The sequence below is a fragment of the Ruegeria sp. AB11 genome (assembly GCF_056536325.1).
The window spans coordinates 2,799,882-2,812,694 of record NZ_JBQFJO010000001.1 but is presented as its reverse complement, the minus strand read 5'-3'; the positions used below and the strand labels follow the sequence as shown (position 1 = coordinate 2,812,694).

At 54.9% G+C, this 12,813-nt stretch carries 12 protein-coding genes; 5 read left to right on the top strand and 7 right to left on the bottom strand.

The window, feature by feature from the left end:
• Complete coding sequence (locus ACR3EJ_RS14120) at window positions 1–1,527, bottom strand: hypothetical protein (protein ID WP_170539266.1); 1,527 nt, start codon at window positions 1,525–1,527, stop codon at window positions 1–3.
• Window positions 1,517–1,666, bottom strand: a complete 150-nt coding sequence (locus tag ACR3EJ_RS14115) for a hypothetical protein (RefSeq protein ID WP_010439599.1) — start codon at window positions 1,664–1,666, stop codon at window positions 1,517–1,519. Before ACR3EJ_RS14115 ends, ACR3EJ_RS14120 begins: the two co-directional genes overlap by 11 nt.
• A gap of 79 nt (window positions 1,667–1,745) precedes the next feature.
• Here ACR3EJ_RS14115 and ACR3EJ_RS14110 point away from each other — a divergent pair, with 79 nt between their 5' ends.
• Window positions 1,746–2,333: a shikimate kinase gene (locus tag ACR3EJ_RS14110; protein WP_170539268.1), complete on the top strand. Its 588-nt coding sequence runs from the start codon at window positions 1,746–1,748 to the stop codon at window positions 2,331–2,333.
• Window positions 2,333–3,442 carry a 3-dehydroquinate synthase gene (gene aroB, locus ACR3EJ_RS14105; RefSeq protein WP_170539270.1) on the top strand — a complete coding sequence of 370 codons (1,110 nt, stop codon included), beginning with the start codon at window positions 2,333–2,335 and terminating at the stop codon, window positions 3,440–3,442. Before ACR3EJ_RS14110 ends, aroB begins: the two co-directional genes overlap by 1 nt.
• 7 nt (window positions 3,443–3,449) lie before the next feature.
• Here the strand turns inward: aroB and ACR3EJ_RS14100 are convergent, their stop codons facing one another.
• Both ACR3EJ_RS14100 and ssb read right to left on the bottom strand, forming a co-directional pair.
• The gene (locus ACR3EJ_RS14100; RefSeq protein ID WP_170539272.1) at window positions 3,450–4,520 is read right to left on the bottom strand and encodes a site-2 protease family protein; all 1,071 of its coding nucleotides are present in this window, start codon (window positions 4,518–4,520) and stop codon (window positions 3,450–3,452) included.
• Window positions 4,521–4,538: 18 nt separating this feature from the next.
• Window positions 4,539–5,024: a single-stranded DNA-binding protein gene (gene ssb / locus ACR3EJ_RS14095; protein WP_010439606.1), complete on the bottom strand. Its 486-nt coding sequence runs from the start codon at window positions 5,022–5,024 to the stop codon at window positions 4,539–4,541.
• Window positions 5,025–5,231: 207 nt separating this feature from the next.
• On the opposite strand from ssb, the gene ACR3EJ_RS14090 reads away from it, so the two are divergent.
• The 3 genes from ACR3EJ_RS14090 to ACR3EJ_RS14080 all read left to right on the top strand — a co-directional run bounded on the left by ACR3EJ_RS14090 (window position 5,232) and on the right by ACR3EJ_RS14080 (window position 7,984).
• Window positions 5,232–5,810, top strand: coding sequence for a lytic transglycosylase domain-containing protein (locus ACR3EJ_RS14090; protein ID WP_010439608.1), 579 nt, complete (start codon window positions 5,232–5,234; stop codon window positions 5,808–5,810).
• Window positions 5,811–5,906: 96 nt separating this feature from the next.
• Window positions 5,907–6,869 (top strand): LuxR C-terminal-related transcriptional regulator, encoded by a 963-nt coding sequence (locus ACR3EJ_RS14085; RefSeq protein ID WP_170539274.1) that lies wholly within the window; start codon window positions 5,907–5,909, stop codon window positions 6,867–6,869.
• A gap of 128 nt (window positions 6,870–6,997) precedes the next feature.
• On the top strand, window positions 6,998–7,984 hold the full coding sequence (locus ACR3EJ_RS14080) for an MBL fold metallo-hydrolase (RefSeq protein ID WP_170539276.1): 987 nt from the start codon (window positions 6,998–7,000) through the stop codon (window positions 7,982–7,984).
• A 116-nt stretch (window positions 7,985–8,100) separates the two neighbouring features.
• Here ACR3EJ_RS14080 and ACR3EJ_RS14075 read toward each other — a convergent pair whose 3' ends face one another.
• From ACR3EJ_RS14075 to ACR3EJ_RS14065, 3 genes are all read right to left on the bottom strand, one after another.
• Complete coding sequence (locus tag ACR3EJ_RS14075) at window positions 8,101–10,188, bottom strand: dipeptide ABC transporter ATP-binding protein (RefSeq protein WP_480423008.1); 2,088 nt, start codon at window positions 10,186–10,188, stop codon at window positions 8,101–8,103.
• A gap of 94 nt (window positions 10,189–10,282) precedes the next feature.
• Window positions 10,283–11,746: an ABC transporter permease gene (locus ACR3EJ_RS14070; protein WP_170539278.1), complete on the bottom strand. Its 1,464-nt coding sequence runs from the start codon at window positions 11,744–11,746 to the stop codon at window positions 10,283–10,285.
• Between the two features lie 13 nt (window positions 11,747–11,759).
• On the bottom strand, window positions 11,760–12,806 hold the full coding sequence (locus tag ACR3EJ_RS14065; protein WP_010439620.1) for an ABC transporter permease: 1,047 nt from the start codon (window positions 12,804–12,806) through the stop codon (window positions 11,760–11,762).
• Window positions 12,807–12,813: the final 7 nt, after the last annotated feature.

The window sequence follows — 12,813 nt, the reverse complement described above, 5'->3', positions numbered from 1 at the left end:
TCAGGCCCCGTTCAGGATCATGAGCTGTAATGCAGCTCGGCGCGCGGTATCTTCGAGCCCGACACGTCGGAACGTGGCAATCGCGGCTGTCAGATCCACCAGATTGCCGCGCGCGCCATGGGCGAACAACTGCATCGTTTCCAGAATGGCCTCTCCCAACTGATCATTGAGCAGCATGGTGTTTATGTCCGAAGGGACAGGTGCAGACCAGGTAAAACCTTGTGAAATGGCATCAGCGAGTGGGGTAGGAGAGGGCGCGCGCTGCGGATCGCCTTGTGCAAGGGCAGACAAAAACTTGTTGGCGTCCGACTCGTCAGGCATCGTGCGTGCCGCGTCTTCATATAGTTCGGACAAAAGCAGAATACGCCAACGGAGGTTTTCTGCAGTCTGATCGGGTAACTTCATCGATGCCAGACGTGGCGCAAACAATTCGGCAAAGGGCACTTCCAGGCCGACCGATTTCATCTGTGCCCAAACAGCTGTTAACGCATTTGAAACTGGCCCTGGCTTGCCAGTTTCGAGCGCGGCTTCGAACTTTTGTATGGCTGAGACACGATCCCATACCGCACCTGAGGCTGCAGGGGAGCGTTCGGTATAAAGGCCAAGCAACTGGTTTGGCGTCAGAGCACCAATCCGCGTCAACCGTTCGGCAGCTTCGATCTGAGCTTTCCACCCCGCCACGTCCCGCAAATCAGCGTTTGCAAAGGCCCGAGGTAGAGATGCCGTGGGCAGGCGTTCACCAATCGCTTCGAACATTCGGAAGGTGAGAGGGTCGGGATCTTCGGGTTGCGGAAGATACTCGGCCCCTTCGAACAATTCAGGGCTGAGAAAGCGATCGAGCAGGGCAAGCTGATCGTCGGGTAAGACCTGCAACGCATGTGCTGCTTCAAGTGTAAGCGCTGCCGAGGCCCAATCCCCTCGGCGCGCCTTACAGAATATCTGAGCGGCGTAGTTCCTCGATAAATTCGGCTGAGCGATCAGGGCTGTGCAACTTCGATCTTCGTCACCGGTCAGCAATGTGGCATCGAACCAACGTCTAAAGCGGTCTTGCGTATCGGTCGGACCGGCCAGTTGAACCAAGGATTGCACCGGATCGGATGCGCCCAATTGCATAAGACGGTCCAGTCGCGCCATCAGCAATGTATCTTCCGCCTGCCCATCCGCTGGGGCGCGGGCTTCGGACAAGAGCAACGTAAACAACAATCGTTGCATCGCTGGGTTGGACTTGACCTGTACCTTCGAGATCAAATCCGCGAGCCGATCAGCATCGCTGCTGCGCCACAGGTCCACCGGCAGACCAGTGACTGAAGACGCAACCAACCCCAGAGGAGGGGACAGCGCCTCCAACGGGGTGACCTGCACCTCGGGTTGCAGTCCCGTCTGCGTCACAGGGGGTTCCATCAGCACCGTGCCCGGCAGGTTTTCTGGCGGGTCAGTTAGCCAGTCGATGACTGACAATGGCTCTTGCGTTTGCGCCTGTGCGGTTCCGGCCAGAAAAAGCGCCAGTAAGGTGCCTTTAGTCTGCATTCAGGATGACCGGCTCGCGAATTTCATTTTTCGGGGCGGAGAAGTCCGCGCCGAAATACGGCCCGATATAGGCATACCCAACCAGCCCGATGAAACACAGGCAAATGATGTATATCAGGAACTTGATCAAACGGCCCATGGGTGAACGCTGCCTCAATTTTTGCTTTTGGCCAAGTTATAACTAGCATTTTCCCTAAGATCACGTCATTCACGACGAAATGAGCGAAATTAAGTATAACACGGTGCCTTCTGACACAGCGACGCAGTTTCGACTGCACAAAACCGTCGTTTTGGTTGGAATGATGGGGGCAGGCAAAACAGCCGTGGGTCGTGCGCTGGCTGCCCGGCTGGGTGTTCCTTTTCTTGACAGCGATACCGAAATCGAATCGGCAGCCAACATGACCATCCCCGAAATCTTCGCACGGGATGGAGAAGCGTTCTTTCGCAGCAAGGAAAGTCAGATTATCGGGCGGCTTTTGGACGAAGAAAGAGGTATCCTGTCGACAGGTGGTGGTGCGTTCCTTGCCGAAGGTAATCGCAAAATGATCTCGGATCGTGGTGCCTCGGTTTGGTTAAAGGCTGATTTGGACGTGCTGTGGAATCGTGTCAAACACAAGGATACGCGGCCTCTGCTGCGTACAGCGAACCCCTATGCGACGCTGCGCGACTTGTACGAAGCGCGGGTGCCGATCTATGAACAATCTGATCTGGTGGCGGACTCGGATGGTGAGACCGCAATCGAAGATATGGTGGATCGGGTCATCGCCGCCTTGGTGACACGCCCAGATATTTTGGAACGAAATTAATGCATCAAACCGTACATGTTGATCTGGCCGAGCGTTCTTATGATGTTGAAATCGGCCCCGGACTTTTGGTGCAATCCGGGGAACGGATTGCCCCGCTGTTAAAGCGTCCCCGTGTCGCGGTTCTGACCGATGAAACGGTCGCTGGAATGCATCTGGATGCCCTGCGTGATGGATTGGCCTCAGCCGGGATCGAGATGACCGCGCTGGCGCTTCCAGCCGGTGAGGCGACCAAAAGCTGGCCGCATTTTGAGCGCGCGGTGGAATGGTTGCTGGCGGAAAAGGTTGAACGGAGCGACATTGTCGTTGCGCTTGGTGGCGGGGTGATCGGCGATCTGGCGGGTTTTGCTGCTGCGGTGATGCGGCGCGGAGTGCGCTTTGTTCAGATACCGACCTCGCTACTGGCGCAGGTCGACAGCTCGGTTGGCGGCAAGACCGGGATCAATGCGCCACAGGGTAAGAACCTGATCGGAGCGTTTCACCAGCCGTCACTGGTATTGGCCGATACTGATGTGCTGGGCACGTTACAGACGCGAGACTTTCTCGCTGGATATGGTGAGGTCGTCAAATACGGACTGTTGGGTGATGCCCAGTTCTTTGAGTGGCTAGAAGATAACGGGCCTCTGTTGGCATCCGGCGACATGGCAGCGCGAGTGCAGGCCGTCAAGCGTTCGGTTCAGATGAAGGCCGATATCGTGGCACGCGACGAGACCGAGCAGGGCGACCGGGCGCTGCTCAATCTGGGTCATACCTTCTGCCACGCGCTTGAGGCTGCAACGGGCTATTCAAATCGTCTGTTGCACGGCGAAGGTGTCGCCATCGGGTGTGCGCTGGCGTTTGAGACCTCTTCTCGGTTGGGCCTGTGTTCGCAAGAAGACCCGAGCCGCGTCAGGGCGCATTTGCGTGCGATGGGGATGAAGACCGATCTGGCCGATATCCCGGGTGAATTGCCGGATGCAGAAACGCTGGTCGATCTGATGGCGCAGGACAAAAAGGTCATGGACGGTCAGTTGCGGTTCATTATGGCACGAGGGATCGGGCAAGCTTTCGTCACACCGGATGTGCCCCGCGAGACGGTGGTTTCTGTACTAAAGGACGCGTTGGAGGTGTGATTGAGGCTTAGCGCCCCTGGATCACCATCAACTCGCCGATATTTTCGCGCGTGATATAGCCGACCATGTGCCCCGATTTGGTGCATACGGCAATCGCGGGCGCACCTTTGTGTAGGCCATTCAGGACTTTGTCCAATCCACTGGTCAGCTCGACCTGCGGAATATTAGTACCCATAATCGAGACCGCCGATTCCGAGCGGGGATGGTCACCCGCCAATGCAGTAAACAGGCGGTCGCGGGTGACAAACCCCATAAGTCCACCATTCTGATCTATAACCGGAAACTCATGCTGAGTTGTGTGAATGACTGCCTGCGCTGCCGTTGCCAGCGTGTCGTCCGGTGACAGAGCTTTGAATTCGGTAATCATGGCATCCCGCGCCATGACACGCCGCGCAACCGAGCGCAGCGCGACGTCCTGATTTTCTGCATTGGCGGCGATGAAAACAAAGACGGCGATCAGAACCAGTATCGGGTTGCCCGAGGTCAGCCCCAGAAATCCAAGCCCAACAGCAACGATCTGACCACCGAGTGCAGCAATGCGGGTTGCCTTGGCGCGTTCCATTTTCATGCACAGCAAGGCGCGGAAGACGCGTCCTCCATCCATCGGGAAAGCCGGGATCATGTTAAAGGCCGCCAACAGCAGGTTCACATAGGCCAAACGGCTGAGCAGGCCGGTTGCGGCCGAGTCAATCTGGTCGAGTGAACCAAGCTGTATGCTTGCCCCCAAGACAACAAGAATTGCCCAAATCGCGATGTTTACGGCGGGTCCAGCGAGGGCGACCCAGACCTCTTGCATCGGTTTTTCTGGCATTCGCTCAAGGCGCGCCAGCCCACCAATCGGTAACAGAGTGATGTCAGGGGTACGGATGCCATATCTCCGCGCCATCAGCGCGTGGCCGAACTCATGCGCCACAACACAGGCAAACAAGGCGAGTACGAATACGACATTGTCAATCGCCGCAGGCAAGCCGCCGCTGGAATAGGCCGCAAAACCAACCCAGGCGAGCAGCAAAAAGAAGGTGACATGGACCCTCAGTTCCGAGCCGAGTAATCGGCCAAGTGAGAAGGACCATGCCATATTTAGTCTCCGCTTGGTTTAGAACGGAATCTCGTCATCGTCGATTCCGCCAGACGCAGGGGCTGGTGCGCTGGAGGGGCCGCCATATGGGTCGCCATATCCGCCGCCGGCTTGTCCGCCGCCATAGCCGCCTCCACCGCCGCCGCCTTCACCGCGGGCGTCGAGCATTACCAGCGTCGAGCCGAAGCCCTGCAGCACCACCTCGGTCGAATAACGATCCTGACCGGACTGATCCTGCCACTTACGGGTCTGCAATTGTCCCTCGACGTAAATTTTTGAACCCTTGCGCAGATACTGTTCAGCCACGCGTACAAGGCCTTCGTTGAATATGGCGACCGAGTGCCATTCTGTCCGTTCACGGCGCTCTCCGGTATTGCGGTCCTTCCAGGTTTCCGAGGTGGCAATGCGCAGGTTGCATACTTTACCACCGTTTTGAAATGTCCGCACTTCAGGATCGCGGCCCAGATTGCCGACCAGAATGACCTTGTTGACTGAACCCGCCATTTATTCCCTCGTTTTACTCTGACTGGATGGCGCCCGAATCTGGCGCTGTGTTCTGCTGCTGACCCTATACGGGCTGGGACTTGGTTAAAACATGATTGATGCTGCAACGGTGAATGGGAAAATATTAGGCCAACTTTAACCAAGCTTTCATTTCCGGTTGATTTAACTATAATTCGGCTGGTTATTGAGGGTGCAGGATTGGCTTTAATGCGGTTTCTGATCGGTGGTATTTCTGTTTTAGGTGTTTGCCTTGTGTCCTTTTCGGCGCAGGCGGAAACCCTTTCAACAAAGAATCGAAAGGCGCTTTTCCTCAAGCAATCCAAGGTATTGGACGGTCGCGCCGCAAGCCAGTATCGCGATTCAGATCGGCTTAGACCTAAAACTGAGAACGGGAAGTTTGCCAAGCGATACACCGGAAATTATCGGGGCCAATATCTGAATCACGCCCGGAATGCGGCCCGAAAGCATAATGTGCCAGAAGAGCTGTTCTTGCGACTTGTCCAACAGGAAAGCGGATGGAACCCACATGCTGAATCGCACAAGGGTGCGCTAGGTCTTGCGCAATTGATGCCACAGACAGCTAGGTTGCTGGGTGTCAATCCGTATGACCCCATCCAAAACCTGGAAGGGGGCGCGCGTTATCTGTCGTGGCAGTATCGCAAGTTCAAATCCTGGCGGCTTGCTTTGGCAGCGTACAATGCTGGCCCCAAAGCGGTCGAAAAGCATGGCGGCATACCACCTTACAAAGAGACCCAGAACTATGTGAAAGTGATCTGGGGTGGCTAAAAACCCGGTGCTGCGGCGCAGAGAGGCTGTTTCTTGATCAAATACAGAGCGCTGCCTTAGTCTGGGTAGATAGCTCTCAGACTTGTGCGGTTTGTAATGATCAAGGATCGACCGGATATACCAGCCGAAACGATGGCCAACTGGCAAAACCTGGTTGATCTAGTTTCACAACTCGCAGATGTGCCAGCGACATTGATCATGAAGACCGAAGCACCCGATCATGCGGTCCTGATCACCTCGGATCATCCGGAAAATCCGTACCCTGTCGGCATGAATTTTCGCCTGAATCCCAAGCTTTATTGCCAGGGTGTCCTTGAACGAGATGGCGAATTTGTTGTCGAAGATGCTACTTGCGATCCAGCCTGGAGTGACAATGAGGACATGGAGCACGGCATGTCCTTTTACATCGGTTTTCCGCTGAAATGGCCGGATGGTTCAGTTTTCGGAACCATCTGCGTTCTGGATCGCCATCGCAATCGCCGCGCTTTGCTATTCCGTGAGGGTCTAGCGCAGTTTGCACGTATGGTCGAGTCGGATTTGGCTTTGATTCAAGAGGTTTATCTGCGGCGCGCGCTAGAGGAAAAGCTGAATGAAACACTGGCCCAGTTGGAAAATCGCGTCGAGTTGAGGACACGTGAGTTACAAGAAACCAACACTGCACTTCGGGTATTGCTGACAAGTCTGGACGACGACCGGAAAGAACGCGATCAGGACATTGTTGAACGGGTTCGTTCGATGGTCTTGCCGTATCTGGACAAGTTGCATAGCCAAATGACCGAAGGCGACGCCTCGCAAGTTTATCTGGAACTGGCATTGAGAAATCTGCAAGATATCACCACGATGATTTCCGACAAACTCTCGGATGCGTTTTCGGTTATGACGCCGACGGAAATCGAAATCGCGCAACTGGTCATGTCCGGTAAAACCACCAAAGATATAGCCCGGGCCATGTCGCGCGAGACATCAACGATTGATTTCCATCGCAATAATATTCGCCGGAAACTGGGACTCGAAGGGCGGGATCAGAACCTGCGCAGCCATCTTTTGTCAATTTCGTGATCTGGCAATATGGGGATTACCCCCATATTCCCCCCAGATTTTTCTGATCTGAGCCTTCCACGATGACCTTGTTAACCTGATCAGAAGGGTGCGGATACAGCCGCACCCGCTCAATCGGGAGGATCAAGATGGATCGCAAAGATCTAAAGCCGACAATACTGAACGGGGAACGTGACACTCTGGCAACTGGTCTTTCACGCCGGTCATTTTTTATGGCGGCTGGTGCTGCGGGCGTTGGGGCAGGGGCTTCGTTTCTGGGTGGCAAACCAGCCGAAGCACAATCTCAAGCTTGGCTGCAGCCGGGCAACAACAACCATGTGATTGATTTGCAAGGCTCGACTGGGCAAGCCAGCACGGGAACTGTTGGGATCGACTACTACGGTCACTGTGCCATCAAGATCACCTCGCCAAACGGAGCGACCGCGTTATTCGACCCTTGGCGGGATGATCCCTCGGGCGCATGGGGGTTATGGTTCCGCAACGAATTTCCGCAGATCCCCGTTGATATAACCATGTCCACTCATGCTCATTTTGACCATGATGCTATCGAACGGCCTAGCTCCACAATGGTTTTGGACAGGATGGCGGGGAATTTTGAGTTTGCCGACCTAAAGATCACGGGCTTTGCTGACAAACATGCCTGCGTTGCGCCGGGATGGTACGAATGGACCAACGCATTGGCCGAATTTGGTGCCGAAGCTTGCCCGCCCAACAACGTGGGCCACATGGATATGGTGGTCTACCTAGTCGAAACCGGCGGCATTCGCACTTTGATCTGGGGTGACAACCGTCACAATCCGCCTCAGGAGTTCTGGGATGCGATCGGGCAGGTCGATGTACTGACTTTGCCTGTCGATGGGTCGGAACATATCCTAAGCTTCGATCAGGGAAATGATATTGTAGCCAAGCTCAAGCCCAAAATCATCATCCCGACACACTACCTCAATGAGGTTACGTCGTACACGCTGACGACGCTGCAGGCGGCAGACGATTGGGTCAAAAGCCAGCAGAGTTACAAGATGCTCGACAGCGCCAGCTTAAAGCTGGAAGCCGGGGATGTAGCGGGCATGAATCAGGAGTTCATGCACTTCGGCAACAACGTGATGACGGGTTGATTGCAAACTGAAACTGCCACTCACCCACGACCTGCGTCTCCTGTCCCCCCACCAATCGTGACGCAAATCGAAAGGGCCGGTCGAGGACTGGCCCTTCTTCATTCTTTTACGAGGAATTATTCGGCCGCAATTTTGATGACAGGCTCCATTTTAGCCAGAATATCTTCGGCAAGGTGACATTTGACCTGATGTCCATCCGCAAGCGTCTGAACCGGGGGTACATGGGACTCACACCGCCCATCTGGCACTTCGGACTTCCAGCGGCAGCGTGTCTGGAACGGACAGCCCGGCGGCGGGTTCATGGCAGAAGGGATGTCGCCTTCAAGAACGATATGCTGTTTCTCAACTGACGTGTCCGCGATCGGAACCGCGCTCAACAACGCCTCGGTATAAGGGTGGTATGGTGGAGCAAAGACTTGGTCGGTCGTGCCCAGTTCCACCACATGGCCCAGATACATCACCATTACACGGTCACTGAGGTAACGCACGATTGACAGGTCATGGCTGATGAACAGCAGAGTGGTTTTGTGTTCTCGCTGAATTTCCATCAACAGATCGGTCACCGCTGCTTGTACCGAAACATCCAGCGCCGAAACCGGTTCGTCCGCGACAACGATCCTCGCGTCTCCGGCGAAGGCGCGCGCGATTCCCACGCGTTGCTTCTGACCACCTGACAGCTGGCGCGGCATGCGATCGGCAAATGCCCTCGGCAGTTTGACAAGGTCCAACAGCTCAAGCATCCGCTTTTTCCGCTCAGCCTCTGAATTACCGACGCCAAATATCTCTAGGGCCCGAATGATCTGACGCCCGACAGTCATCGACGGGTTCAGCGTATCGAAGGGGTTCTGAAAAACCATTTGAACCTCGCTCACGGTCTTCGCGTCCCGCTCTTCGATAGGCACCTGTTCGATGTTGCGATTGTCCAGCAAAATTTGCCCGTCGGTTGCAGTTTCCAGGCCCATCAAAACCTTTGCAAAAGTGGACTTGCCACAACCGGATTCACCAACAATGGCCAGCGTTTCAGATTCATGCGCCTCAAAACTCAGGGTTTCGTTGGCCTTGACCACTTTAGTCTCACCACCACCGAACAAGGCATTCGCAGCCACCTCATAATATTTCTTGAGGTTGTCCATTTTCAGGACAGTCCGGCCGATTTCACCTTTCTCTTTTTGCTCACCCACTGTGATTGGCGCATTCCAATCAATCTCCTGGAATTTCAGACAACGCGTATGGTGTCTGTCATTTCCCGGCACTGCTTCCATCAGTATGTCTTTGGCATCACAGCGACCTTCTTCGAAATAGTCGCAGCGCGGGCCAAAGTTACAGCCTGGGGGCCGCTCGTGGGGCAGGGGGAAGTTCCCCGGAATCGCCACCAGCGGGCGCGAGTTCTTGTCAGCTCCGGGCAACGGGATCGACCGGAACAGTGCTTGCGTATAGGGGTGTTGCATCTCGTCGAAAACATCCTTGATCGAACCACGCTCGACCGCTTCACCGGAATACATCACGCAAAGCCGATCGCAGGTTTCCAGCACGAGCCCGAGGTTGTGCGAGATAAACAGCATCGAGGTGCCGTATTTCTTGCCAAGATCCTTGACCAGTTCGACTACTGCGGCCTCTACGGTCACATCCAAAGCGGTCGTTGGTTCATCTAGGATCAACAACGCCGGTTTCGACATCAGCGCCATCGCAATCACGATCCGCTGCTGCTGGCCACCGGAAAGCTGGTGTGGAAACGAATTCAGCATCCTTTCGGGGTCAGGAAGACGCACGTCTGTTACCACCTCAAGCGCGCGTGAATAAGCTTCTTCCGCACCGACGCCTTCGTGGATCATCGGAACTTCCATCAGTTGCTTGCCGATCTTCATCGCCGGATTCAAAGAGGCCATCGGCTCCTGATAGATCATTGCGATTTCATTGCCGCGAATGTCGCGCAGCTCTTCTGTGGACATTTCGCTCAGATCGCGGCCTTTGAACTTGATCGAACCACCGACTATGCGGCCGTTCTTGCCCAGGTCTTGCATTACGCCCAAGGCAACGGTCGATTTACCGCACCCGGATTCACCAACCAGTCCGACGGCCTCACCAGGTTGCACGCTAACCGAAAAATCCATCACAGCCGGAATTTCCCGCAGACGGGTAAAGAACGAGATCGACAGCTTGTCGATCTCCAGGATGGGCCCGTCATAATCCGCCAGTTTGTTCATCTTGTATCTCCTCGCGAGAGTCCGGGGGATCCCCTTCATCTGGCTAAAAATATCTCGGGGGGTCCGGGGGGCTGGCCCCCCGGCCTCGATCACATCAGTCCTTCAGACTTTCTTCGCGCAGACCATCCGCCAGCAGGTTCAAACCAAGAACCAGCGACAACAGGGCCAGCGCAGGCGGAAGGGCTGGGTGCAGATAGATCGACAAGAGTTTACGCCCCTCGTTGATCGTAGACCCCCAATCGGGGCTTTCCGGCGGAAGACCCAACCCGAAGAAACCCAAGGTCCCCAGAAGGATGGTGGTGTAGCCGATGCGCAGACAGAAATCGACGATCAGCGGGCCGCGCGCATTGGGCAGAATCTCCCACAGCATGATGTACCACGGGCCTTCACCTCGGGTCTGGGCCGCAGCCACGTAGTCTCGGGTTTTGATGTCCAGCGCCAAGCCACGTACGATGCGGAACACCGTAGGTGAGTTCACGAAGACCACCGAGACAAATACCACCAGAATACCACCTGGAATATCAAAGAGATCCAGATAGGTCGGCAGTCCCCAGATACGGTAGCTGTCAGTGTTGATGATGTAGCCGCTGGTTGAAATCAACGAGAGATACAACCAGAGCGCAACGCCCAGTACTCCGATCAATAGCGGAGTCCGAAAGTTTGGCCGTGTGTAGTACCGCGAATTCAGCAGAACACCCAGGAAGATGATTGGGAATACGAACAATACGGCGGCCATATAGTTAGGAACGCCGGTCGCAACGATCTCGGGTGTGACCAGCAGGTAGAATAGCAAGATCACTGGGAAGGCCAGGATCAGGTTCGCAAGAAACGACAGAAGCGTATCCAGCCGCCCGCCATAGTAACCCGCAGGTAGACCAAGAGTGATACCAACCATGAAGGCAAACATGGTCGCCAGAGGTGCGATTTGAACAACAATCCAGGCACCCTTGACCATGCGACTGAAGACGTCGCGTGCAAGGTTATCGCCACCCAGTAGGTACCAGGCGTATTGACCCTCTTCCACACTGGCCAGAGGCGTACCCGGCACCTTGTTTTTCATGCCTGAGAGCTGAGCCAATGGGTCATGGGTGACGATCAGGTCGAGCGCGCCGAAAATCCCGGTGAAAACCCAGAACATAACAAGGCCAAAGCCGATCATGCCAATGGGGCTGTCGAAAAGTTTGCCGTAAAGTCCAAGCTTGCGTTTGAACGCAATCGACATCGCATAAAGGATGATCAGCGACAGCCAAACCGGCAGGAACTGCTGGGATATGGCGCCAATGATACCGGCGCTGGTGCCCATCAGAATACCCAACACGATATAAGCAACTGCGAGACCCACAATAGCTAGGAAACTATAGCGCAGCGCGGCTTGTATTAGATTGCGAAGACCCGAGCTCGAACTCAGCGTTCCGTCTGGATTCACTGTCATTTGGTCTTCGGGCAGAACGATACTTGCCAGCATCCAGACAACGATGGACAAGGCCAAAAGCCCAAGTGCCAGCAACAGTAGCGGGTTGAGGAAGGCGATAGAGCCGGTCCAGGTAAGTGGTTCCATGATCTAACCCTCCTTAAGAAATGCGAATGCGCGGGTTGAGGTAGACATAGCCGATATCCGAAATCAGCTGCGTCACCAGCACCACAAAGACCGACACGACCGAAATCGCCAGCAGCAACTGGATGTCGTTATTGCCTGCCGCCTGCACCAGCGCCCAACCAAACCCTTTGTAGTTGAACAGGGTCTCGACGATCACCACGCCGTTCAGCAGCCATGGGAACTGCAACATGATGACTGTAAAAGGCGCGATCAGCGCATTGCGTAGCGCATGTTTCATGACGATGTTCGAGAACGATACACCTTTCAGGCGCGCCGTCCGGATGTACTGCGCCGTCATTACCTCGGTCATCGAGGCGCGGGTCATCCGGGCGATATAGCCCATTCCGTAAAGCGCAATCGTCAAAACCGGGAGGAAGAAGTTCTCGAATGTCGGGTTCTCCATCGCTTGTGTGGCAGTACCCTTAAACCACTTCAAGCCGACAGCGGACGAAGTGAAAATCGCTATGAAGATAACACCAGAAACATATTCTGGGGTTGCGGTTGTGGTGATGGCAAAGGTCGAAAGCGTCCTGTCGGTTGCTGAACCTTCTTTCATTCCGGCCAAAACACCCAGGATAAGTGCCGAAGGGACCATCAGCAGCATAACCCAGAACATCAACCGCCCGGTTAATGCCAGCCTGTTTCCAACTACGGTTGAAACCTCTTCCTTGAAGACGGTCGAATAACCCCAATACCCCTGCAGGATACCACAGAAACTGGGTGACTCTTCAGCAGTTTTCCCGGGCAGAATGCATCGGCCCTGAACAGTTCCATCTTCGTTCGTATGCCGATACGAAGGCAAGACCCCCAACCATTCACCGTATTTGATCGGAGTGGATTGGAGGTAACCGTTTTTCTGCAAATAGCTCTCAACTTGCTCATCCGACATACGGAAGTTGCCCTGCGTTTTCGCAAGCTTTTCGAGGTTCGGGTAGAGGTTGGTCAAAAAGAAGACCAGGAATGTCAGGCACAGTGCAGTCACCAGCATGATGCCGACGCGCCTTAGAATGAAAAGTCCCATATTAGCC

Bases quoted from the DNA above. Each gene is read 5' to 3' on its own strand.
- ACR3EJ_RS14120 (WP_170539266.1), bottom strand. From the start codon at position 1,527: ATGCAGACTAAAGGCACCTTACTGGCGCTTTTTCTGGCCGGAACCGCA.
- ACR3EJ_RS14115 (WP_010439599.1), bottom strand. From the start codon at position 1,666: ATGGGCCGTTTGATCAAGTTCCTGATATACATCATTTGCCTGTGTTTC.
- ACR3EJ_RS14110 (WP_170539268.1), top strand. From the start codon at position 1,746: ATGAGCGAAATTAAGTATAACACGGTGCCTTCTGACACAGCGACGCAG.
- aroB (WP_170539270.1), top strand. From the start codon at position 2,333: ATGCATCAAACCGTACATGTTGATCTGGCCGAGCGTTCTTATGATGTT.
- ACR3EJ_RS14100 (WP_170539272.1), bottom strand. From the start codon at position 4,520: ATGGCATGGTCCTTCTCACTTGGCCGATTACTCGGCTCGGAACTGAGG.
- ssb (WP_010439606.1), bottom strand. From the start codon at position 5,024: ATGGCGGGTTCAGTCAACAAGGTCATTCTGGTCGGCAATCTGGGCCGC.
- ACR3EJ_RS14090 (WP_010439608.1), top strand. From the start codon at position 5,232: ATGCGGTTTCTGATCGGTGGTATTTCTGTTTTAGGTGTTTGCCTTGTG.
- ACR3EJ_RS14085 (WP_170539274.1), top strand. From the start codon at position 5,907: ATGATCAAGGATCGACCGGATATACCAGCCGAAACGATGGCCAACTGG.
- ACR3EJ_RS14080 (WP_170539276.1), top strand. From the start codon at position 6,998: ATGGATCGCAAAGATCTAAAGCCGACAATACTGAACGGGGAACGTGAC.
- ACR3EJ_RS14075 (WP_480423008.1), bottom strand. From the start codon at position 10,188: ATGAACAAACTGGCGGATTATGACGGGCCCATCCTGGAGATCGACAAG.
- ACR3EJ_RS14070 (WP_170539278.1), bottom strand. From the start codon at position 11,746: ATGGAACCACTTACCTGGACCGGCTCTATCGCCTTCCTCAACCCGCTA.
- ACR3EJ_RS14065 (WP_010439620.1), bottom strand. From the start codon at position 12,806: ATGGGACTTTTCATTCTAAGGCGCGTCGGCATCATGCTGGTGACTGCA.